Genomic DNA, 22,295 nt, shown 5'->3' with positions numbered 1-22,295 from the left:
ATTTGCTGTGATAGGGTTGTTCCGCGCGGTGCGCTAAATACGCTGTTCCTCACAGGCTTGTCAAGGCATGTTCAGGAATAATTGCCAACCTTAACTGCTTCTGTTATTTATAGCGGCCTGTTTTTATCCCCTTTGGGGATCGATAGTGCGTGTTATCCAGGAGAAACAACATGCAAGAAGGGCAAAACCGTAAAACATCGTCCCTGAGTATTCTCGCCATCGCTGGGGTGGAGCCATACCAAGAGAAACCGGGCGAAGAGTATATGAATGAAGCCCAGCTGGAGCACTTCAAGAAAATCCTTGAGGCCTGGCGCAACCAGCTCAGGGATGAAGTGGACCGTACGGTATCTCACATGCAGGATGAAGCGGCAAACTTCCCTGATCCGGTCGATCGTGCCGCTCAGGAAGAGGAGTTTAGCCTCGAACTGCGTAACCGTGACCGCGAGCGAAAGCTGATCAAAAAGATCGAGAAGACGCTGAAAAAGGTTGAAGACGATGATTTCGGCTACTGTGAATCCTGTGGCGTTGAAATCGGTATTCGTCGCCTTGAAGCGCGTCCGACCGCTGATTTATGTATCGACTGTAAAACGCTGGCGGAAATCCGCGAGAAACAAATGGCCGGTTAATGGCATAAGAATGTAGCAGTGAAGAAGGGGCAACTTGCCCACTTCACTGCTCATTTTCTCTCTGTTCATGTCGACATCGTATATCGGGCGTTTCGCCCCCTCTCCTTCCGGTGAATTACATTTTGGTTCGCTGATTGCCGCGCTGGGTAGCTATTTGCAAGCCCGGGCTAATCATGGCCGTTGGTATGTCAGGATTGAAGATATTGATCCGCCGCGTGAAGTGGCTGGCGCCGCGAACACTATTCTGCGTCAACTGGAGCACTATGGTTTGACCTGGGATGGCGACGTCTTATGGCAATCGCAACGTCATCACGCTTATCGGGATACGTTGGCCTGGCTGCGCGAACACCGTCAAAGCTATTTTTGTACCTGTCCCCGTAGCCGTATTCAACAGCTCGGCGGCCATTATGATGGCCACTGCCGCGATCGGCATCTCGGCGCGCAGGGTGCGGCACTCCGCTTACGTCAAACTACCCCGGTCACACATTTCCACGATCAATTACGCGGTGAGGTTAATGTTGACCTGGCGCTGGCGCGGGAGGATTTTATTATCCATCGGCGCGATGGCTTATTTGCTTATAACTTAGCGGTCGTGGTCGATGATCATTTTCAGGGCATTACGGAAGTGGTGCGCGGCGCCGATTTAATTGCGCCGACCGTGCGGCAAATCGCACTGTACCGGCAGTTGGAATGGCCGGAGCCGACTTATCTGCATTTACCGTTGGTGCTAAATCACGACGGTAATAAACTGTCGAAACAAAACCATGCGCCCCCTTTGCCTGATGGCGACGTGCGTCCGGTGCTGATTCAGGCGCTATCCGTGCTTGGGCAACCGGAGCCGGAGGGGTGGCGTGACGCTGATTTGGCGACCTTGTTACAACGCGCGATTGCCGGTTGGGATGTGTCAAAAATCCCGTGTCGCGATGTTGAGAAAACCGATGCGATGACATCGGCATTCTCAAACGGGCCGCGCCAGGCTATGATTAGCCGCTAATTTTATCATTGCCGTATTTTCGTCACTATCGAGGTGTCCCATTTTTACCCGAGTTGCTAATTTTTGCCGGAAAGTCCTGAACCGCGAAGATGAGGCGTCAGTTGAGGTCGAAGAAGTGAGTCAAATGACTATCATCCCTCGCGAAAGCCATACTATCTCGCGCAAAGACATCAGCGAAAATGCCCTCAAAGTGCTCTATCGCCTGAATAAAGCCGGATACGAAGCCTATCTGGTTGGCGGCGGCGTACGCGATTTACTGCTGGGTAAAAAACCGAAGGATTTTGATGTCACCACCAATGCCACGCCGGAGCAGATGCGCAAACTGTTCCGCAACTGCCGCTTAGTGGGCCGCCGTTTCCGTTTAGCGCATGTTATGTTTGGCCCGGAGGTGATTGAGGTTGCGACCTTCCGTGGGCATCATCAGGAAGAAGCGGCGGAAGAAGATCGCAATAATTCTCAGCGTGCGCAAAGCGGTATGTTGCTACGCGATAATATTTTCGGAACGATTGAGGATGACGCGCAACGGCGCGACTTAACCATCAATAGCCTTTATTACAGCGTGGCCGATTTTACCGTTCGGGATTATGTGGGCGGCCTGAAAGATTTGCAGCAAGGCATTGTGCGCCTGATTGGTAACCCGGAGACCCGCTACCGCGAAGATCCGGTGCGGATGCTGCGCGTGGTGCGTTTTGCCGCGCGGCTGGAAATGACCATCGCTGCGGAAACCGCCGAGCCGATTCCGCGCCTTGCGACCCTGTTGCATGATATTCCGCCCGCGCGCTTGTTTGAAGAGTCGCTGAAATTATTGCAGACCGGTTATGGCTACAGCACCTATTTAAAACTGCGCGAATACCAACTTTTCCAGCCGCTGTTCCCAATTATTACGCGTTATTTCACCGAGCAAGGTGATAGCGCGATGGAGCGGATGGTAAGCCAAGTGTTGAAAAATACCGATAACCGTATCCATAACCAGATGCGTGTCAATCCAGCCTTCCTGTTTGCCGCCATGTTTTGGTATCCGCAAAATGAAACCGCGCAACGCATTGCGCAGGAAGGCGGCCTGGTTTGGTATGATGCTTTTGCACTCGCAATGAATGACGTGCTGGATGAGGCCTGCCGCGCGCTGGCAATCCCGAAACGCATTACCACGCTGGTTCGCGATATTTGGCAACTGCAATTGCGTATGTCACGCCGTCACGGCAAACGCGCGTGGAAACTGATGGAACATCCTAAATTCCGCGCGGCTTATGATTTGTTAGCGCTGCGTGCCGAAGTTGAAAATAATAGCGAATTACAACGCCTCGCCGCATGGTGGGGTGAGTTCCAGGTTGCCGCGCCGCCGCAGCAGAAAAATATGCTGAATAACCTTGGCGACGATCCTGCGCCGCGTCGACGTGCGCGCCGTCCGCGTAAGCGTCCTGGCGGGCAGAGCCGTGAAAACAGCGGCAACGCATGAACCGCGTCTATTTGGCTTTAGGCAGTAATCTCGCTGACCCACTGCAACAGGTGCAAAATGCGCTTGCCGCCTTGGCCGCCATCCCACATACCCATTTGGTGGCAACGTCTGCGCTTTATCGTACACCGCCTTATGGCCCCCCCGATCAGCCAGATTATCTTAACGCGGCGGTGGCACTGGATACCACGCTAAGCCCGGAAGCGCTGCTTGACCATACTCAGCGTATTGAGCAAGAACAGGGCCGGGTACGTAAGGCTGAGCGTTGGGGGCCACGTACCCTGGATCTCGATATCATGTTGTTTGGTACGCAAACGTTAAATAGCGAACGTCTCACCGTGCCGCACTATGACATGCACAATCGCGCTTTTATGTTACTACCGCTGATCGATATCGCACCGAATGCCTGCTTCCCTGATGGCACCACCATTCGCACCGTATTAGCACAACTTGACAGTAGCGCTATTTGCCGATGGTAATGCACAATAATCTTCCGTTACGCCGGCGCTTCATCCCAGGCTGACCGGGCCAAAGTACGCTGCGCCGACAGAATAACTCGTCTTTTGTACAGAGGTTGTCATGAAACCCACCACCATTTCTCATCTCCGCCAATGGAAACAAACCGGGCGCAAATTTGCCTCGATTACCGCCTATGACTTTAGCTTTGCCAAACTGTTTGCCGATGAAGGTATGCAGGTGATGCTGGTCGGTGATTCGCTTGGTATGACGGTACAGGGCCATGATTCAACGCTACCCGTGACGGTTGCGGATATTGTCTATCATACTCAAGCCGTTCGTCGTGGCGCTCCCCATGCCTTGTTGCTCGCCGATCTGCCATTTATGAGCTATGCCACCCCGGAACAAACCTTTGATAATGCGGCGCAGTTAATGCGCGCCGGCGCCACCATGGTCAAACTGGAAGGGGGAAAATGGCTGGCTGAAACGGTGAAACAGCTTACTGAGCGTGCGGTGCCAGTATGCGGGCATTTGGGGCTTACGCCGCAATCGGTCAATATTTTTGGTGGTTACAAAATCCAGGGGCGCGATAGCGCTGCTGCTGACCAACTGCTGGATGACGCTCTGGCGCTGGAAGCGGCGGGCGCGCAGCTAATGGTACTTGAATGCGTACCTGTAGCGCTGGCGAAGCGCGTTACCGAAGCGCTCACTATCCCGGTGATCGGTATTGGCGCCGGTAATGTGACTGACGGGCAAATTTTGGTCATGCATGATGTGTTTGGCATTACCGGCGGTCATATTCCTAAATTTGCGAAAAACTTCCTCAGTGGCAATGGCGATATTCGCGCGGCGGTGCGTCAGTATATCACTGAGGTTGAAGAGGGCCGCTATCCGGCCGAAGAACACAGTTTCCAGTAAACCGGGAGAAAAGTTGTGCTGATTATTGAAACGCTGCCGATGCTGCGCCGGGAAATCCGCCGCTGGCGTCAGGAAGGTAAGCGCATTGCGCTGGTTCCTACCATGGGCAATCTACATGATGGTCACATGACGCTGGTCGATGAAGCTCGCGAGCGGGCCGACATCGTGGTTGTCAGCATTTTCGTTAACCCGATGCAGTTTGAGCGGGCTGACGACCTGGCGCGCTATCCGCGTACCTTGCAGGAAGATTGCGAAAAGCTGAACCGTCGGAAGGTTGATTTGGTGTTTGCCCCTGCCCCGGCAGATGTTTATCCGAAAGGGTTAGATACGCAGACTTTTGTCGAAGTACCAGGGCTTTCCACGCTGTTGGAAGGCGCCAGCCGTCCGGGACATTTTCGCGGCGTCTCGACCGTGGTAAGTAAATTGTTCAACCTGGTTCAGCCTGACCTCGCCTGCTTTGGCGAAAAAGATTTCCAGCAATTGGCGTTGATCCGCAAGATGACGGCAGATATGGGCTACGATACCGAAATTGTCGGCGTACCCACGGTGCGAGCCAAAGACGGGCTGGCGTTGAGTTCCCGCAATGGCTATCTCACCGCCGATGAGCGTAAACTGGCGCCAACACTAAGCCGGGTGATGAACAGTATGGCGGAAAAACTGTCTAATGGTGAGCGCCATATTGAAGAGATTATCGAAGCTGCTGAAACCGAGTTACAGGAAAAAGGTTTACGCCCGGATGGGTTAGCAATTTGCGATGCGCAGACACTGCTACCGCTCTCGGTCGATAGCCAGCAGGCAGTAATCTTAATGGCCGCATGGCTGGGTAAAGCACGGTTGATTGATAATCAGCAGATTGATTTAACGCAATAGACAACGGCCGGTTATCAGGCAATACTGTGGCGTTTTTTTGATTAATTGCAGTGAAGAACAGGGTAATAAAGTTATGGTACGCACCATGTTGCAAGGCAAGCTGCACCGGGTAAAAGTGACCCAGGCTGACTTGCATTATGAAGGTTCCTGCGCCATCGACCAGGACTTTCTCGATGCCTCCGGCATCCTTCAGTATGAAGCGATCGATATCTATAACGTGACCAATGGTCAGCGTTTTTCGACCTATGCGATCGCCGCTGAGCGCGGTTCAAAAATTATTTCCGTTAACGGCGCAGCGGCGCGTTGCGCTTGTGAAGGCGATATTTTAATTATCTGTTCCTATGTGCAGATGGCAGACGCCGAAGCGCGTGAGTGGCAGCCGAAAGTGGCTTACTTCGAAGGCGATAACCAAATGAAACGTCTGGCCAAGGCGGTTCCGGTTCAGGTTGCCTAATTAGGCAGTCAAAATGCAGAGCCCGGAGAACCCAGGCTCTGCAAAATAACCTTATGCGTTGCTATAGCTGACACCAACCTAAGCTAGTGGTTATTTAAACAACTTATTAAACTCTTCCCACAGTTTAACTTTGGTATTCTCTTGACCGAAGAGTTTCAAAATACCGTCTGACAAATAATCCCAAAAACCTGGTTTTTCTACCTGATATTCCAGTGATTGAGCCGGGGCATCCGGGAGCAACTTACCACCAACGACTTTATGCAGTTCTGTTTTTTTAATCAGTTCCATTATTTTCACCCTGGTTTAGTAGGTCATATCTATACCGCCGATTGAGGTATTCTTTTGATTTTCCACCTCAAAAGACAGCGAGAATGTTGATTTCAACGATAGAAAGTGTAACGCGACTGACGGTGTTTTCTCATTCCGAAACCCATCCATAGTTTTTAAAAAACCTTACGATAGGTACCTAAAAAATTGATGAAAATATCAAGACAGGTGCGTAAGCCGCTGCGTGAAGAAGGTTGAATAGTGATAATGAAAAAAACAGGGTTAAATAGGTTTAACCCTGTAGTAAGGTGCTCTACTGAAAGTGATTTGGTTATTCTTAGGCGGGGACCATATTGAGATAAAGTTTATAGTTCTCTTCCCAATCAATGCTTTCAATCTCCACGCCATAACCTTCCAGTATTTCGATAATATCCGGCGTTAGGCCTTCTAACATCTGGGATTTCCAGCCGTCAAAAGGGAGATGCCTCCAGCCAGATTCAGACGGATAGATCCCGCCGGAGACATACTGACAAGCCGTTTTTTTTATTTCTTTCATAAACATTATCCTTTGCTGTTAACAAGAGTGTAGTGCTATTCATTAATACTGAAGTTAATGCAGGATCATCTATAAAAATCCTTAAAAGATAAAACTCAACACTAAAAAACAAAACAGCATCATATAATTTTTTGTTATCATTTAATTATACTACCTGCTGATAAAAAGAGTACGCGCAAAAAGTCCATTTAATTTTAATTAATCACCCAATTTGTATCGCAATAATAACGATGCCTTTTGATTGGACATAAAAAAAGCCAAGTCAATTTAATGACTTGGCTAAGTAACAACTAATACTGATAACTGGCTGATTTTTTAATCAACCACCTTAAGGGCTACGTTCGCAAACCTCGACCACGTTGAATAAGTACCCACACCAGAATGTAGAACACCACAATGAAGGCAATCAGCACCGACAGAGTAAATGCCAGTGGAACATCATTAATTCCCAAGAAACCATAGCGGAAGCCACTGATCATATAGACCACTGGGTTCAATTTCGAAATCGCCTGCCATATTGGTGGCAACAGCGTTAACGAATAGAACACACCACCCAAATAGGTCAACGGCGTGAGCACAAAGGTCGGGATCAGGCTGATATCATCAAATGTACGTGCAAATACTGCATTGAGCAGCCCCGCGAGCGAAAATAAAATCGCGGTCAGCAGCAGTGTTATCGCCACCATTAGCCAGGAGTGCACATGGAATGGCACAAAGAAGAGTGACACCGCCGTGACCAGAATCCCCACGCAAATTCCGCGCGCCACACCGCCGCCCACATAGCCGGCAATGATAATGTGCGTCGGCACCGGTGCCACCAGCAACTCTTCAATATTGCGCTGAAACTTCGAGCTGAAAAAAGAAGAGGCGACATTCGCGTAGGCGTTGGTGATCACCGCCATCATAATCAGGCCCGGCACGATAAACTGCATGTAGGTGAACCCATGCATATCGCCAATGCGGGAGCCAATTAAGTTACCGAATATGATGAAGTACAACGTCATGGTAATGACCGGTGGCACCAGCGTCTGAATCCAAATACGCGCGAACCGGTTAATCTCTTTACCCCAAATACTTTTTAGCGCGACCCAATACAGATGCGTCATGCTTTCTCTCCTTTCTGGCCCTGCACCAAACCGACAAACAGCTCTTCCAGACGGTTCGCTTTATTACGCATACTCAGCACCTGTACACCCTGCGCGCTAAGCTGGCTAAACACACTGTTCAGCCCCTGCTCACGCATCACCTCCACTTCCAGCGTCGAGGTATCTACCAGCCGATACTGAAAACCTTCCAACTCTGGCAACGGACTCTTGGTCGCCAGATCGAGGATAAAGGTTTCCGACTTGAGTTTTGACAGCAGGCCTTTCATTGAGGTGTTTTCAACCAACTCGCCGCTTTGAATAATGCCGATATTGCGGCACAGCATTTCCGCCTCTTCCAGATAGTGCGTGGTGAGGATAATAGTAGTGCCCTGTGCGTTTAACTCTTTCAGAAACACCCACATGGAGCGGCGCAACTCAATATCCACCCCGGCGGTCGGCTCATCCAGAATCAAAAGCTTAGGTTCGTGCATCAACGCACGCGCAATCATCAGTCGACGTTTCATACCGCCCGATAACATCCGGGCGCGCTCGTTGCGTTTGCCCCACAGATCGAGTTGATTGAGGTATTTTTCTGCACGTTTCAGCGCGTCATGTTTCTCAACGCCATAGTAGCCCGCCTGATTGACCACAATTTGTAGTACCGTTTCAAACGGGTTGAAGTTGAACTCCTGCGGCACCAGACCGAGCTGACGCTTGGCGTTCACCACATCGTGTTCCAGGTCATAACCGAATACTCGCACCTTACCGGCGCTTTTATTTACCAGCGAGCTAATAATCCCGATAGTGGTGGACTTCCCTGCCCCGTTTGGCCCAAGCAGTGCATAGAAGTCGCCTGCTTCGACATTCAGATCGATCCCTTTCAGCGCCTGTACGCCACCGGGATAGGTCTTGGTCAGCTTTTCTAGTTCCAGTGCATAAGTCATAGAGAAATGCATACCCTGTTTGTATGGTTTTGTTTTTGCCGTTTAAAATTACCAGGCGTTGACCTATAGTACGTCAACGCATTTTGACGTGTTACAAGGCAATACCTAAATGAACGAAATTGATACGCTCATCAGCAATAATCGCGAATGGTCAAAGTTGCTGGTCAATGAAGATCCCGGTTTCTTCGAACGTCTTGCCCTTGCGCAAAAACCTCGTTTTTTGTGGATTGGCTGTTCTGACAGCCGCGTTCCCGCTGAACGTTTAACCGGCCTGGAGCCGGGCGAGCTGTTTGTTCATCGTAACGTTGCCAACCTGGTGATTCACACCGATTTAAACTGCTTGTCCGTGGTGCAATATGCCGTTGAAGTGCTGGAAGTCGAGCACGTCATTATTTGCGGTCACTATGGCTGCGGCGGCGTGCAGGCGGCGGTCGAAAACCCAGAACTGGGGTTAATCAATAACTGGCTGCTGCACATTCGCGATTTGTGGTACAAGCATAGCTCGTTACTCGGCCAACTTCCGCCTGAAAAGCGTTTCGATAAATTGTGTGAAATCAACGTAATTGAACAGGTTTATAACCTCGGTCACTCAACTGTCATGCAATCGGCCTGGAAACGTGGGCAGAAGGTCAACATTCACGGTTGGGTTTACGGTATCCACGACGGTTGCTTACGCGACCTTGGCGTTACGGCAACGAATCGCGAAATTCTTGAACAACGTTACCGCCACGGTATCTCTAACCTGCTTAACAATCCTGACCGTCATCGCTGACAGGCGGGCTGCATAATATAACAGGCCGGCGGGGCCGGCCTTGGTTGATTGTGCTGTTAAGCAGCGGTTAAAACCCGCGTCGCTTAAGGCTCCAGGATAACGACCTTCCCAACGTATGGCAGATGGCGATAACGTTGAGCGTAATCAATTCCATATCCCACCACGAACTCATCAGGGATGGCAAAGCCGACGAACTCAACCTTCACATCCACTTCACGACGTTCCGGTTTATCCAGTAAAGTACAAATCGCCAGCGACTTCGGTTCACGTAGACGCAGAATCTCCCGCACTTTGCTCAGTGTATTGCCGGAATCGATGATGTCTTCCACAATCAGGACATCTTTTCCGCGAATGTCTTCATCAAGGTCTTTCAGGATTTTTACATCACGGGTGCTGGACATACCGCTGCCATAGCTGGAAGCGGTCATAAAATCCACCTCATGCGGTACGTCAATTGCCCGACATAAGTCGGCCATAAACATAAACGAACCGCGCAGTAGGCCAACCAGCACCATTTCACTGCCGCTGTCACGGTAATGTTCGTTGATCTGTTTGCCCAGCTCGGCAATACGGGAATGGATCTCCGCTTCGGAGATCATGACTTCTACGGTGTGTTTCATAGCATTCAGATTGTTGCGTAAGGAAAGCGCCGCAGTCTATCACATTTCACCGCACGCCGCGTACCGACACGCACGATTATCCGGCGCATCGACGCGGCAATCGCCCCCACCATCACTCAGCCGTATAGACTGCTAAAATAGAGTTTTATCGAATTTCATCATGCAAATAGTTTTAAACTTAGAACGTTAATTCATTTATCAGCGCTCTCAACCGCATGTTAGCTTATGCTCAATACAGTAAGGCATGCAGAAATATCAGGAGATCGCATGACAGCCGCACATTCTAAAAAAACCCATATCGGCACGCGTCCGCTCCAGCCGGAAACGCAAATGCTTAACTATGGTTACGACCCGGCGCTTTCAGAGGGCGCGGTTAAACCGCCGGTGTTTTTGACCTCGACGTTCGTGTTTAAAACCGCAGAAGATGGCCGTGACTTTTTCGATTACGTTTCCGGCCGCCGCGTGCCACCGGAAGGGATGTCTGGCGGCTTGGTCTATTCACGCTTTAATCATCCGAATAGCGAAATTGTGGAAGATCGGTTGGCGGTTTATGAACGTACCGATAGCTGCGCGCTGTTCTCTTCCGGTATGTCGGCAATTTCTACCACGCTGTTAGCCTTCACTACGCCAGGTGACGTTATTTTGCATTCTCAGCCGTTGTATGGCGGTACCGAGACGTTATTGAGTAAAACTTTTCGCCAATTGAACGTGAGCGCGGTCGGTTTTAGCGATGGAAACGATGAAAGCGCGGTGCAGGCCGCTGCCGATGAAGCAATGAAACAAGGAAGAGTGGCGGTTATCCTGGTGGAGTCACCAGCGAACCCTACCAATAGCCTGGTTAATATTGCCCTTATGCGGCGCGTAGCGGAAAACATTGGTCAACGTCAGGGGCACCGCCCAATTATCGCCTGCGATAACACATTGCTGGGGCCGGTATTTCAGCGCCCGATTGAACACGGCGCGGATATTTCGCTCTATTCGCTGACCAAATATGTTGGCGGCCATTCCGACCTGATTGCCGGCGCGGCAATGGGCAGCAAAGCGCTGATGAGCCAAGTGAAGGCGCTGCGTAGCGCCATCGGCACCCAACTGGACCCACACTCCAGTTGGATGATCGGCCGTTCGCTGGAGACGCTGTCGTTACGCATGGAAAAAGCCAATAGCAATGCCGAAGCGGTAGCGGAGTTTCTGCACAGCCATCCGAAAGTAGAAAAGATCCACTACTTAGCTTTTCTCGATCCGGCTTCTGCGGCGGGCCAGACATATCATCATCAATGCAGCGGCGCCGGTTCAACCTTTTCGTTCGATATTCGCGGCGGCCAGCAAGCGTCGTTCCGTTTTCTTAACGCGCTTCAACTGTTTAAATTAGCAGTTAGCCTGGGCGGAACCGAATCACTCGCCAGCCATCCAGGCAGCACCACCCACTCCGGCGTGCCGGCTGATGTTCGCCAGCGTATCGGCATCAATGATTCGACGATTCGCTTGTCGATCGGTATCGAAAATAAAGAGGATTTAATCGAGGACCTGCGTCTGGCGCTGGAGCAAGCGTAACGAGTCTCTGCGCGTATAGGGGCGATGGCAACTTCGCCCCTTGCGTTGGCACTTAGGCGACGGTAAACCCTAACATCATGCCGGTATCTTCATGTTCCAACAAATGGCAGTGCGCCATATACGCTTGTTCCGCGCTGGCGGCATGATTAAAGCGCACCAACACTTCGCTACGCCACCCATTGACACTCACCATATCTTTCCATCCCTGCCGGTGTGCAGCAGGCGGTTTACCATTTTCCGACAAAATGCGGAACTGTGCGCCGTGGATATGGAAAGGATGCAACATCGCATCACCTTCGCCGGAAATGGTCCACTTCTCATACTCGCCACGCCGGGCGGCAAAAGCAGGCTTGTGCATATCAAACGCCAAGCCATTAATTTTATTCCCTGAACGGAAGTCATAACCCGCCGCAGAAGAGGAGCCTTCCTCCATGCCGCTCATCCCTTTCATACCCGCCATTCCTTGCATCGCATCATGATTCATGGCGTCATGCTTCATTGCGCCATGATCGGCCACCATTGCGCCATGCGCCTCCATACCAGCCATCGCTTTGTGACCATATTTATCCATTAATGCCTGCATACCCTGGCTATCCAGTTGCGGATCCATCATCAATTGCAGCCAGCGATCGGTAGTTTTATCAAGCGATGGAACCGGCGGGACGGCAACCAATTTGTCCGGCAGCGAACCACTCGCCAGTACGGTTAATGGCTGAATACTCAATACCGGTAACGGTTGATCGAACGGCGCTAACGTCATCCCGATCTGTTTCACCGGCAGCGTCACTAAATCAAACGGTTTACCGTCATGGGTGTCGACCAATACCTCAAAGCGTTCGCCGGGCAATAATCCAATCTCGGAAACTTTCACCGGTTCCGCCAATAACCCGCCATCGCTACCAATAACGTACAGAGGGCGCCCATCGCTGGCGGCAATGTTCAGAGAGCGCGCGTTACAACCATTCAGTAAACGCAGGCGCAGCCAGCCGCGCGGTACCGCATGATGGGGATAGGATACGCCATTAGTCAGCATCATATTGCCGAACCAACCCACCGCCGCGTGCATAATATCCAACTGATAGTCAATTTTTGCGCCATCCGCGCTGAGCTGTTTATCCTGTAAAATCACCGGAATATCATCCACGCCCCACAACTTAGGCAGTAACAGCTTTTCCGCTTCGTTATCCCTAATTAGCACCAAGCCCGCCAGCCCCTGAGCCACTTGATAACCGGTTTCGCCGTGCTGATGCGGATGGAACCAACAGGTCGCAGCAGGCTGGTCGGGAGTAAAGGTGACCGTGCGCTGTTGCCCCGGCTCGATGCGCGCCTGCGGCCCGCCATCAACCTCACCGGGTACTTCCAAACCGTGCCAATGTACGGTGGTGGCATGCGGCAAGCGGTTAGTGACCTTAATCGTGACGGCTTTGCCGCGCTCTAACTGCAACGCCGGGCCGAGCAGATTCCCGTTATAACCCCAACTCGGCACCCGCTTACCGTTCCATTGTGTGAAACCAGCCTGCGCGGTAATCGCTATCTCACTGCGCGCATCGGCGGGCAGCAACGCAGGCACTGGCAACTCAGGCCGTTCAGCAGCCATTAAACCACGGCTCCAGAAAGGTAATGCGCCAGCGGCGCTCAGTGCGGCGGTCAGTTTGAGAAAGTCACGGCGTTGCATATCCATATCCTCTGCGATTAACAAGCGGGCATCTAGCCTAAACCCTTCCCCAGCGGTAAGGTCAAGTTCAATCGGTGACGGAAACCCTCTCCGCCGGGTTATTTTTTCATCTGATGCCGTTCAATTGCGCGAAATTGCCTGAAGCAGGCGGCTATCTGTGCTAACTTCAGGTAATTGCAACCTCACGAGAACCGTTATGAAGAAAGGCATCAAGGTCCTGCTATTAACCGGGCTACTTGGCTTCTCCTCCACCAGTTTTGCCTTGAGCGAATCCGAAGCGGAAGATTTAGCCGATCTCACCGCCGTGTTTGTCTATTTAAAAAATGACTGCGGTTATCAGGATTTACCCGATGCACAGATTCGGAAAGCCTTGGTCTTTTTCGCGCAACAAAATCGTTGGGATTTAAGTAATTACGCCAGCTATAACATGAAGTCGCTGGGCGAAGATAGCTATCGCGATCTCAGCGGGATTGCCATCTCTAATGATAAGAAATGTAAATCGCTGGCACGCGACTCTTTAAGCCTGCTTGCCTACGTTAAATAACCCTTCTGTTCCCGCTTTCCCGCCGATAATTTGACCGTGCAAGCACGGTCAGAGTTAGCTATGATGTGCCGCCCATTTTCATGGCTATGTTTTGAGAGGAGAGCCCCGTCATGGCCCAAAATGAGATGTGGTATGAAACCCTTCATGCCGGTTTCGGACAATATTTCTCGGTAGATAAAGTGTTGTACCGCGAGAAGACCGCACATCAGGATCTGATTATCTTCGAAAACGCCGCGCTTGGTCGCGTTATGGCGCTGGATGGTGTGGTACAAACCACCGAGCGCGATGAGTTTATCTATCACGAAATGATGACGCATGTACCGCTGTTAGCGCACGGTGCGGCAAAGCGTGTGCTGATTATCGGCGGCGGCGACGGCGCGATGCTACGTGAAGTCTGCCGTCATACCGCGCTGGAAAGTATCACCATGGTTGAGATCGACGCCGGGGTGGTGAGTTTCTGTAAACAGTACCTGCCGAATCACAGCGCTGGCGCTTATGACGATGCCCGTTTTCAATTAGTGATTGATGACGGCGTAAACTTTGTTAACCAGACTCACGAAAAATTCGACGTGATTATCTCCGACTGTACCGACCCGATAGGGCCGGGAGAAAGTCTGTTTACCTCAGAATTTTATGCCGGTTGTCGCCGCTGCCTTAATGAAAATGGCATATTCGTCGCGCAGAATGGTGTGTGTTTCCTGCAACAAGATGAAGCGATTAATAGCCACCGTAAGCTGGGCCACTACTTTCGCGACGTTAGCTTTTATCAGGCGGCAGTGCCGACCTATTACGGCGGGATTATGACGTTTGCCTGGGCCAGTGATAACCCGGCGCTGCGTCAGCTCAGCTCTGAAACGTTGCAGGCGCGTTTTGCGGCTGCGGGGTTAACCTGCCGATATTACAACCCGGCAATCCATACTGGCAGCTTTGCTCTGCCGCAATACTTGTTGAATGCATTATCAGATGACGCTGAAGGTGCATTTTAAGGGGGTGAACGAAATTGCAAAAGCTGAAACTACATGGCTTCAATAACCTGACGAAAAGCCTGAGTTTTTGTATCTACGATATTTGCTATGCGAATACTGATGCCGAGCGTGACGGCTATATTGCTTATATTGATGAGCAGTATAACGCCAACCGCCTTACTGAAATTCTGACCGAGACCTGTGCGATTATCGGCGCGAATGTGCTGAACATCGCGCGCCAGGATTACGAGCCGCAAGGCGCCAGCGTAACCATTCTGGTTAGCGAAGAGCCGGTTGATCCAAAAGATATCGATACGTCTGAACATCCCGGCCCGCTGCCAAATTCGGTGGTCGCCCATCTTGATAAAAGCCATATTTGCGTACACACCTACCCGGAAAGTCATCCACAGGGCGGGCTCTGTACTTTTCGCGCCGATATTGAAGTTTCCACCTGCGGGGTGATTTCACCGCTCAAGGCGCTGAATTATTTAATTCACCAGTTAGAGTCCGATATTGTTACCATTGATTATCGCGTTCGGGGATTTACCCGCGATATTAATGGTGTGAAACACTTCATCGATCACGAAATTAATTCCATCCAAAACTTTATGTCGGAAGATATGAAAGCCATGTATGACATGATGGATGTGAACGTGTACCAGGAAAACATCTTTCATACCAAGATGTTATTAAAAGAGTTCGATCTAAAACACTACCTTTTTAACACCAAACCGGAAGCATTAAGCCAGCAAGAGCACAAGCGTATTACCGACCTGCTGTGGAAAGAGATGCGTGAAATTTACTATGGTCGCAATATTCCGGCGGTGGGTCTGAAAACGCCGTAATCGCCTGGAGCCGGTCCAACCGGCTCCCTTTGCGCTTTACTCACCGCGCATAAAGCGACGGTAGGCATTTACCACCTGCAAAAAGTCTTCAACGCCGCAAAACGCCAGGCTTTCTTCATCGTAATAACTCATGCCTTCTTCCATTTCGTCGCCTTCAACGCTCATACTGTTGGCGCGAATCATGACCTCTTCATCATCCATCCACAGCGTATATTCGTGACCAACGCGCTGCCATTGGCGCTCGCTGCCATCAATTTGCGCCACTGCGGCTTCAACCTCATCCAGCAGCGCTAAATTCTCCTGCACCTCTTCATTAAACCAATGGCCTACCGCCTCATGCCCCATCGACATGCGGACTTTTACCCCACCGGTCACATCACGTAAAAATTCATATTCCATCGCGCTTTCCTCCACCACTCCGGCCGCCATTATCGCAGCCTGGCGCGGGAAAAACAGCTTTTCACCCGCTGATCACCACTATGGCGTAATTTCGCTCTGCGGAGATTGACGTAGCGACAAGAACCAGCGGAAAAGATAAAAAAAAAGACCGGGCGGAAGCCCGGTCTGGTGAGAAGCGTATTCGCTTAAACGGCGGTCTGGAAGATCACGCCATCCGCTTTCTCGGTATATTGACCCAACTGGTCAAAATTGAGGTAGCGATAGGTATCCAGCGCGGTTTTATCCACCTGCGCCATAAACTGCTGATACTCATCCGGCGTCGGCAGTTTACCTAACAGAGACGCAATCGCCGCCAGTTCCGCCGAGGCCAGGTAGACATTGGCGCCGTTACCTAAGCGGTTCGGGAAGTTACGCGTTGAGGTTGACACCACGGTTGACCCGTCGGCAACGCGCGCCTGGTTGCCCATACACAGCGAACAGCCCGGAATTTCAACCCGCGCACCGCTCTTACCAAAGACACTGTAATAGCCCTCTTCGGTTAACTGTGCCGCATCCATTTTGGTCGGCGGCGCCACCCACAAGCGGGTCGGCAAAGCACCTTTATGGCTGTCCAGCAGTTTGCCTGCCGCGCGGAAGTGACCGATGTTAGTCATACAGGAACCGATAAAGACTTCATCGATCTTTTCACCCTGCACATCGGAAAGCAGACGCGCATCGTCCGGATCGTTCGGCGCACACAGGATCGGCTCTTTGATTTCCGCCAGATCGATCTCAATCACCGCCGCGTATTCTGCGTCGGCATCCGCTTCGAGTAGTTGCGGATCGGCCAGCCATTTCTCCATCCCCTGAATACGACGTTCCAGCGTACGACGATCACCATAGCCTTCGGCGATCATCCACTTCAGCAACACGATGTTTGAGTTCAGATACTCAACAATCGGCGCCTGATCCAGTTTAATGGTACAACCCGCCGCTGAACGCTCGGCAGAAGCGTCGGATAATTCAAACGCTTGCTCCACTTTCAGTTCCGGCAGACCTTCGATCTCCAGAATGCGACCAGAGAAGATATTCTTCTTCCCTTTTTTCTCAACCGTCAGTAACCCTTGTTTGATGGCATACAACGGAATCGCGTGCACCAGATCGCGTAGGGTGATACCCGGCTGCATTTTGCCTTTAAAACGAACCAGCACCGATTCTGGCATATCCAGCGGCATCACGCCGGTTGCGGCGGCAAACGCCACCAAACCAGAGCCTGCCGGGAATGAGATACCAATTGGGAAACGGGTATGTGAATCCCCGCCGGTACCGACAGTATCGGGCAGTAGCATACGGTTCAGCCAGCTATGGATAATCCCATCGCCCGGACGCAGCGAGACACCACCACGGTTCATAATAAAGTCAGGCAACGTGTGGTGCGTCGTGACATCAACCGGTTTCGGGTAAGCGGCAGTATGGCAGAAGGATTGCATCACCAAGTCGGCTGAGAAGCCGAGGCAGGCCAAATCTTTCAGTTCATCACGCGTCATCGGCCCGGTGGTATCCTGCGAACCGACCGAGGTCATTTTAGGTTCGCAATATTGACCGGGACGGATACCCTCGGTACCACAGGCGCGGCCCACCATTTTTTGCGCCAGCGAGAAACCGCGCGTGCTCTGCGCCACATCTTTCGCCTGACGGAAAACATCGCTTACCGGCAGACCCAGCGATTCACGCGCTTTGGTGGTCAAACCACGACCAATGATCAGCGGAATACGGCCACCAGCGCGGACTTCATCAAGCAAGACGTCGGTTTTCAGCTCGAAGTTAGCCAGCACTTCGCCAGTCTGGTGATGACGCACTTCACCTTTATAGGGGTAAATATCGATCACATCACCCATATTGAGGTTGTTCACATCCACTTCGATCGGCAGCGCACCGGCATCCTCCATGGTGTTGAAGAAGATCGGGGCAATTTTACCGCCGAGCACCACACCACCCGCTTTTTTGTTCGGCACGTTGGGAATATCGTCGCCCATAAACCACAGCACGGAGTTAGTCGCGGATTTACGCGAAGAACCGGTTCCCACCACATCGCCCACATAGGCCAGCGGGAAACCTTTCTGTTTCAGGGCTTCAATCTGCTTGATTGGCCCAACATTACCGGCTTCGTCCGGCTCAATACCATCACGGGCATTTTTCAGCATCGCCAGCGCATGCAGCGGAATATCCGGGCGTGACCAGGCATCCGGCGCCGGTGACAGATCATCGGTGTTAGTTTCACCAGTGACTTTGAATACGGTAACGGTAATTTTTTCCGCCAGTTCCGGACGTGACAGATACCAGTCAGCATCGGCCCAAGCTTTTAATACCTGTTGCGCATGGGAATTACCCGCTTTCGCTTTCTCTTCTACATCATAGAAGCTATCGAACATTAGCAGCGTATGGGACAACGCTTTGGCGGCAATCGGCGCCAGTTTGGCATCATCCAGCGCATCAATCAGGGGATGAATATTGTAGCCGCCCTGCATGGTGCCCAACAGTTCCACAGCTTTTTCAGGGGTAACCAGAGGAGAGGTCGTTTCGCCTTTCGCGATAGCGGCCAGGAAACCGGCTTTTACATAGGCCGCTTCATCAACGCCTGGCGGGACTCGATTGATTAACAAATCAGACAGGAATTCTTCTTCACCCGCTGGCGGGTTCTTCAGCAGTTCAACCAGCGCGGCCATTTGGGAAGCATCTAATGGTTTAGGAACAATCCCCTGGGCTGCACGCTCGGCAACGTGCTTACGGTATTCTTCTAGCACGACGTTCTCCTCGCTCTCATTGTATTAGGCTCACCGGCCACCTCTTCACGATAGCGTGATCAACGTCCTTGTGTAGGGTAAGGTGCCCGGTTCCGCGTGGGGCAGCATAGCAGGATTTCGTCTGCTTGTTAATCCGTTTACAAAAAAGCAACATCCCTTTAATCCGCCGCCGCCGCCGTGATTTTCCGCGTGATTCCGCGCCTTATGGTGGCTAAACGATGAAAAAATTTATCCGCTAAACGGTTGCGATAAGCGGTGTTGATAACCGTACCGTATGAAAGGTCGATTAAAAATAACCGGCGTTGAGGTTTGGTTGACGAACGCGGTTTACAGCGTCCGCGTGCGGCACTATAGTCTGACGCACATTTCTTAGGAGAACCTTTTTTGGACACTCAGTCGTTCTAATTAAGGCAAGCGCGTTGCTTGCCGCCCGGCAAGCAGCGAACCTCTCCGGCTCGTCTGCTCTACTTATAGACGAGGCGATAACCATGTTGATAGTCACCCATACTCTGTTCCCTCCCGGCGTAAATTAACGCCGCCGCAGCGCTGCAAGCTGATTTGCAACGATGCTTTTCTGCGCCTGTTCACAGGCTATTTAGTTCGTTATCGCCCTGCGCGATTAAGGAGACGTCATGGACGAGCACCCCGGTACGCAACGTAATACGCGTTGCGTGGGAGTCTGAGCCCGCCTCTTCCTCACGGCAACGCATCTCACTGTTTTCACGCCGATCTCGTCATGAGAGAGATCGCCGTGCGTTTTATTCGGAGTAAACGAGATGACGCAAATTATTGACGTCGCACAGCAAGTGCGCCCAGAAGAACAACCGAAAACCGCCCGCTGGGCGATTGCCGCCGAAGCGCAAGTCAGCATTGAAAGCACACTGAGCCGCCTGAACAGCAATCCAAACGGCCTAACGGTGCAGCAGGCCGCAGCGCGGCTGGCACAATTTGGCCCCAATCAGGTGGCGCAAGAGCAAGCGCCTCACGCGCTGTTACAACTCCTGCTGGCGTTTAATAACCCGTTTATTTTTGTCCTGAGCGGGCTCGCCATAATCAGTTTCTTCACCGATTACTGGCTACCGTGTCAGCGCGGTGAAGAAACCGATTTAACCGGTGTCACCATCATGTTGGTCATGATCGCTTTCAGTGGGCTGCTGCGTTTTTGGCAGGAGTTTCGCACCAACAAAGCAGCCGATGCGCTGAAATCTATGGTGCGCACGCAAGTCAGCGTACAACGCCGTACGCGCGATAATAATAAATCCCACATTGCCGACGTGCCTCAGCATCAGTTGGTGCCCGGCGATATTGTGCTGCTCTCTGCTGGCGATACCATTCCTGCCGATCTAAAACTGATTTCGTCACGCGACCTGCTGGTCAATCAATCCACGTTAACCGGTGAAGCGTTGCCGGTAGAAAAATGCGCCGGCAACCAGAGCGCGGACGCAGCAGTGACATTGAGTGAAAACCAATTGTTAGCCCAGCCCGGCATCTGCTTTATGGGATCATACGTGGTCAGCGGTAACGCTTGTGCGGTGGTCGTCGCGACCGGGAATCAAACTTGGTTCGGTTCACTGGCGCGGCACTTGGTGGGGAAACGCGCACCCACCGCTTTCGATCGCGGTGTCAATAACGTTAGCTGGTTATTAATCCGTTTTATGGCGTTTATGGTGCCACTGGTGTTATTGATTAACGGTTTTACCAAAGGCGACTGGCTGGATGCCACCCTGTTTGCGCTAGCGGTCGCGGTTGGCCTGACACCGGAGATGTTGCCGATGATTGTCAGTACCAATCTGGCAAAAGGCGCGATGATGCTGGCAAAACGTAAAGTGGTCGTCAAACGCCTCAGCGCCATACAAAACTTTGGCGCTATGGATGTGCTGTGTACCGATAAGACCGGCACGCTGACCGAGGATCATATCGCGTTAGCCCAGCATCTTGATCTGAATGGCGATCCCAGCCATTACGTCTTGCAACTGGCCTGGCTGAATAGCTTTCATCAAAGCGGTTTGAAAAACCTGATGGATCGGGCGGTGCTGGAGTTTGCCCGCAATCGTTATGATGTTCCACGCGATTATCGTAAGGTCGATGAATTAGCCTTTGATTTTGAGCGCCGTCGGTTATCGGTCAGCGTTTGCGATCGCTTCGGTCAGCATTTACTGGTGTGTAAGGGCGCGCTGGAAGAGATGCTGGATATTACCCGCTATGTCTCGCATCACGGCCACCCGCTTGAGATGGATGATCGGCAGCGTGATGCCCTCATCGCCAGAGTGGCTGATCTTAACCAACAAGGGTATCGCGTGCTGCTAATTGGCACGCGGGAACTCGGCGCTAAGGGCTGGCATCAGCGTCTCAGCGCAGAAGATGAGCGTGACCTGACGCTGTGCGGTATGCTGACCTTTCTCGATCCGGTGAAAGCCAGCGCCGCCGGGGCGATAGCAGCGTTACAGGAGAGTGGCGTACAGGTGAAAGTGTTGACCGGTGACAATCCGCTGATTACCGCCAAAATTTGTCGCGACCTGGCGCTCGACATTGGCGTACCGCTATTGGGCGACGAGATTGAGCAGTTGAGTGATGAACAGTTGGCCGATCGTGTTGCGTTACATACGCTGTTTGCCCGGCTGACGCCGTCACAAAAAGAGCGCATTGTCAGGCTGTTACAGCAAAAAGGCCATACGGTAGGTTTCCTGGGAGACGGCATTAATGATGCGGCAGCGCTGCGCCAGGCGGACGTCGGAATATCCGTCGATAGCGCCACGGATATTGCCAAAGCCTCCGCCGATATTATCCTGCTGGAAAAGAGCCTGCAGGTACTGGAACAAGGTGTTCGAGTTGGGCGGCAAACGTTCGGTAACATCATTAAATACCTCAACATTACCGCCAGCTCTAACTTTGGCAACGTGTTCTCTATTTTGGTCGCCAGCGCGTTTATTCCTTTTTTACCGATGTTGGCGATTCAGTTACTGCTGCAAAACCTGATCTATGACTTGTCGCAAATGGCGCTGCCGTGGGACAAAATGGATCGCGAATATATGCAAAAACCACAGAAGTGGGATGCCAAAAATATTGGTCGTTTTATGTTGTGGATGGGCCCGACGTCCTCGCTGTTTGATATTACGACGTTTGCCGTCATGTGGCATATTTTTGCCGCCAACAATGTCGAGCACCAAGCATTATTCCAGTCTGGCTGGTTTATTGAAGGATTGCTTTCGCAAACATTAGTCGTGCATATGCTGCGCACGCAAAAGGTGCCGTTTATTCAGTCCCGCGCCACCTGGCCGATTATGCTCACGACATTCGCGGTGGTTATTATCGGGCTTGGGCTGCCGTTATCGCCTTTTGCCGGTTGGTTTGGCCTGGTTTCGTTACCGGCGCTCTACTTCCCGTGGCTGTTGGCAATATTATTCAGCTATGGGTTACTCAGCCACAGCATAAAGACATTTTATATCCGTAAGTTTGGCCAATGGTTTTAACCGCCAAATGGGGGCAAGAAAACGTGCTTGCCCCCGCGTTCCAGCGCT

Annotated in this window: 21 protein-coding genes; 13 read left to right on the top strand and 8 right to left on the bottom strand. The window is 51.7% G+C overall.

Translation table 11 applies throughout. The features are described 5' to 3' along the window. The first annotated feature begins 170 nt into the window (after positions 1-170). The 7 genes from dksA to panD all read left to right on the top strand — a co-directional run bounded on the left by dksA (position 171) and on the right by panD (position 5,771). Entirely contained in the window at positions 171-626 is a 456-nt protein-coding gene (gene dksA / locus PMPD1_RS04685) for an RNA polymerase-binding protein DksA (protein ID WP_158781770.1), read from the top strand. A 67-nt stretch (positions 627-693) separates the two neighbouring features. Then, positions 694-1,620, top strand: coding sequence for a tRNA glutamyl-Q(34) synthetase GluQRS (gene gluQRS, locus PMPD1_RS04680; RefSeq protein ID WP_173636117.1), 927 nt, complete (start codon positions 694-696; stop codon positions 1,618-1,620). Between the two features lie 40 nt (positions 1,621-1,660). Further along, complete coding sequence (gene pcnB / locus PMPD1_RS04675) at positions 1,661-3,076, top strand: polynucleotide adenylyltransferase PcnB (protein ID WP_354292882.1); 1,416 nt, start codon at positions 1,661-1,663, stop codon at positions 3,074-3,076. Beyond that, the gene (folK, locus tag PMPD1_RS04670) at positions 3,073-3,552 is read left to right on the top strand and encodes a 2-amino-4-hydroxy-6-hydroxymethyldihydropteridine diphosphokinase (protein WP_173632946.1); all 480 of its coding nucleotides are present in this window, start codon (positions 3,073-3,075) and stop codon (positions 3,550-3,552) included. The genes pcnB and folK overlap by 4 nt, the downstream gene beginning before the upstream one ends. 100 nt (positions 3,553-3,652) lie before the next feature. Beyond that, the gene (panB, locus tag PMPD1_RS04665; RefSeq protein WP_173632945.1) at positions 3,653-4,447 is read left to right on the top strand and encodes a 3-methyl-2-oxobutanoate hydroxymethyltransferase; all 795 of its coding nucleotides are present in this window, start codon (positions 3,653-3,655) and stop codon (positions 4,445-4,447) included. Positions 4,448-4,462: 15 nt separating this feature from the next. Beyond that, positions 4,463-5,317 carry a pantoate--beta-alanine ligase gene (panC, locus tag PMPD1_RS04660; protein WP_173632944.1) on the top strand — a complete coding sequence of 285 codons (855 nt, stop codon included), beginning with the start codon at positions 4,463-4,465 and terminating at the stop codon, positions 5,315-5,317. 73 nt (positions 5,318-5,390) lie between these two features. Continuing rightward, positions 5,391-5,771 carry an aspartate 1-decarboxylase gene (gene panD, locus PMPD1_RS04655; RefSeq protein ID WP_173632943.1) on the top strand — a complete coding sequence of 127 codons (381 nt, stop codon included), beginning with the start codon at positions 5,391-5,393 and terminating at the stop codon, positions 5,769-5,771. A 90-nt stretch (positions 5,772-5,861) separates the two neighbouring features. Here the strand turns inward: panD and PMPD1_RS04650 are convergent, their stop codons facing one another. From PMPD1_RS04650 to PMPD1_RS04635, 4 genes are all read right to left on the bottom strand, one after another. Beyond that, the gene (locus PMPD1_RS04650; RefSeq protein ID WP_173632942.1) at positions 5,862-6,059 is read right to left on the bottom strand and encodes a hypothetical protein; all 198 of its coding nucleotides are present in this window, start codon (positions 6,057-6,059) and stop codon (positions 5,862-5,864) included. A 316-nt stretch (positions 6,060-6,375) separates the two neighbouring features. Then, the gene (locus PMPD1_RS04645; protein WP_173632941.1) at positions 6,376-6,594 is read right to left on the bottom strand and encodes a hypothetical protein; all 219 of its coding nucleotides are present in this window, start codon (positions 6,592-6,594) and stop codon (positions 6,376-6,378) included. Between the two features lie 335 nt (positions 6,595-6,929). Beyond that, on the bottom strand, positions 6,930-7,700 hold the full coding sequence (locus PMPD1_RS04640) for an ABC transporter permease (protein ID WP_173632940.1): 771 nt from the start codon (positions 7,698-7,700) through the stop codon (positions 6,930-6,932). Beyond that, positions 7,697-8,623 (bottom strand): ABC transporter ATP-binding protein, encoded by a 927-nt coding sequence (locus tag PMPD1_RS04635; protein WP_173632939.1) that lies wholly within the window; start codon positions 8,621-8,623, stop codon positions 7,697-7,699. Before PMPD1_RS04635 ends, PMPD1_RS04640 begins: the two co-directional genes overlap by 4 nt. A 109-nt stretch (positions 8,624-8,732) precedes the next feature. On the opposite strand from PMPD1_RS04635, the gene can reads away from it, so the two are divergent. Beyond that, positions 8,733-9,395 (top strand): carbonate dehydratase, encoded by a 663-nt coding sequence (gene can / locus PMPD1_RS04630; protein WP_173632938.1) that lies wholly within the window; start codon positions 8,733-8,735, stop codon positions 9,393-9,395. Between the two features lie 83 nt (positions 9,396-9,478). Here can and hpt read toward each other — a convergent pair whose 3' ends face one another. Then, positions 9,479-10,015 carry a hypoxanthine phosphoribosyltransferase gene (hpt, locus tag PMPD1_RS04625; protein WP_173632937.1) on the bottom strand — a complete coding sequence of 179 codons (537 nt, stop codon included), beginning with the start codon at positions 10,013-10,015 and terminating at the stop codon, positions 9,479-9,481. 267 nt (positions 10,016-10,282) lie between these two features. Here hpt and PMPD1_RS04620 point away from each other — a divergent pair, with 267 nt between their 5' ends. After that, positions 10,283-11,566: a cystathionine gamma-synthase family protein gene (locus PMPD1_RS04620; protein ID WP_173632936.1), complete on the top strand. Its 1,284-nt coding sequence runs from the start codon at positions 10,283-10,285 to the stop codon at positions 11,564-11,566. 52 nt (positions 11,567-11,618) lie between these two features. Here PMPD1_RS04620 and cueO read toward each other — a convergent pair whose 3' ends face one another. Next, entirely contained in the window at positions 11,619-13,241 is a 1,623-nt protein-coding gene (gene cueO / locus PMPD1_RS04615; RefSeq protein WP_173632935.1) for a multicopper oxidase CueO, read from the bottom strand. A 196-nt stretch (positions 13,242-13,437) separates the two neighbouring features. Here cueO and PMPD1_RS04610 point away from each other — a divergent pair, with 196 nt between their 5' ends. From PMPD1_RS04610 to speD, 3 genes are all read left to right on the top strand, one after another. Further along, entirely contained in the window at positions 13,438-13,785 is a 348-nt protein-coding gene (locus PMPD1_RS04610; RefSeq protein ID WP_173632934.1) for a YacC family pilotin-like protein, read from the top strand. Between the two features lie 110 nt (positions 13,786-13,895). Further along, positions 13,896-14,771, top strand: coding sequence for a polyamine aminopropyltransferase (speE, locus tag PMPD1_RS04605; RefSeq protein WP_173632933.1), 876 nt, complete (start codon positions 13,896-13,898; stop codon positions 14,769-14,771). Positions 14,772-14,785: 14 nt separating this feature from the next. Further along, entirely contained in the window at positions 14,786-15,595 is an 810-nt protein-coding gene (gene speD, locus PMPD1_RS04600) for an adenosylmethionine decarboxylase (protein ID WP_173632932.1), read from the top strand. A gap of 36 nt (positions 15,596-15,631) precedes the next feature. On the opposite strand, the gene yacL is transcribed toward speD, so the two are convergent. Both yacL and acnB read right to left on the bottom strand, forming a co-directional pair. Then, positions 15,632-15,994, bottom strand: a complete 363-nt coding sequence (yacL, locus tag PMPD1_RS04595; protein WP_173632931.1) for a protein YacL — start codon at positions 15,992-15,994, stop codon at positions 15,632-15,634. A 185-nt stretch (positions 15,995-16,179) separates the two neighbouring features. Continuing rightward, a complete protein-coding gene (acnB, locus tag PMPD1_RS04590; protein WP_173632930.1) occupies positions 16,180-18,777 on the bottom strand; it encodes a bifunctional aconitate hydratase 2/2-methylisocitrate dehydratase in 2,598 nt (865 codons plus the stop codon). Between the two features lie 776 nt (positions 18,778-19,553). Here acnB and mgtA point away from each other — a divergent pair. Next, positions 19,554-22,247 (top strand): magnesium-translocating P-type ATPase, encoded by a 2,694-nt coding sequence (gene mgtA / locus PMPD1_RS04585; RefSeq protein WP_173632929.1) that lies wholly within the window; start codon positions 19,554-19,556, stop codon positions 22,245-22,247. The last annotated feature ends 48 nt before the right edge of the window (positions 22,248-22,295 follow it).

This window comes from Paramixta manurensis (genome assembly GCF_013285385.1).
GTDB lineage: Bacteria > Pseudomonadota > Gammaproteobacteria > Enterobacterales > Enterobacteriaceae > Paramixta > Paramixta manurensis.
This window is presented reverse-complemented; position numbering and strand designations above follow the sequence as displayed.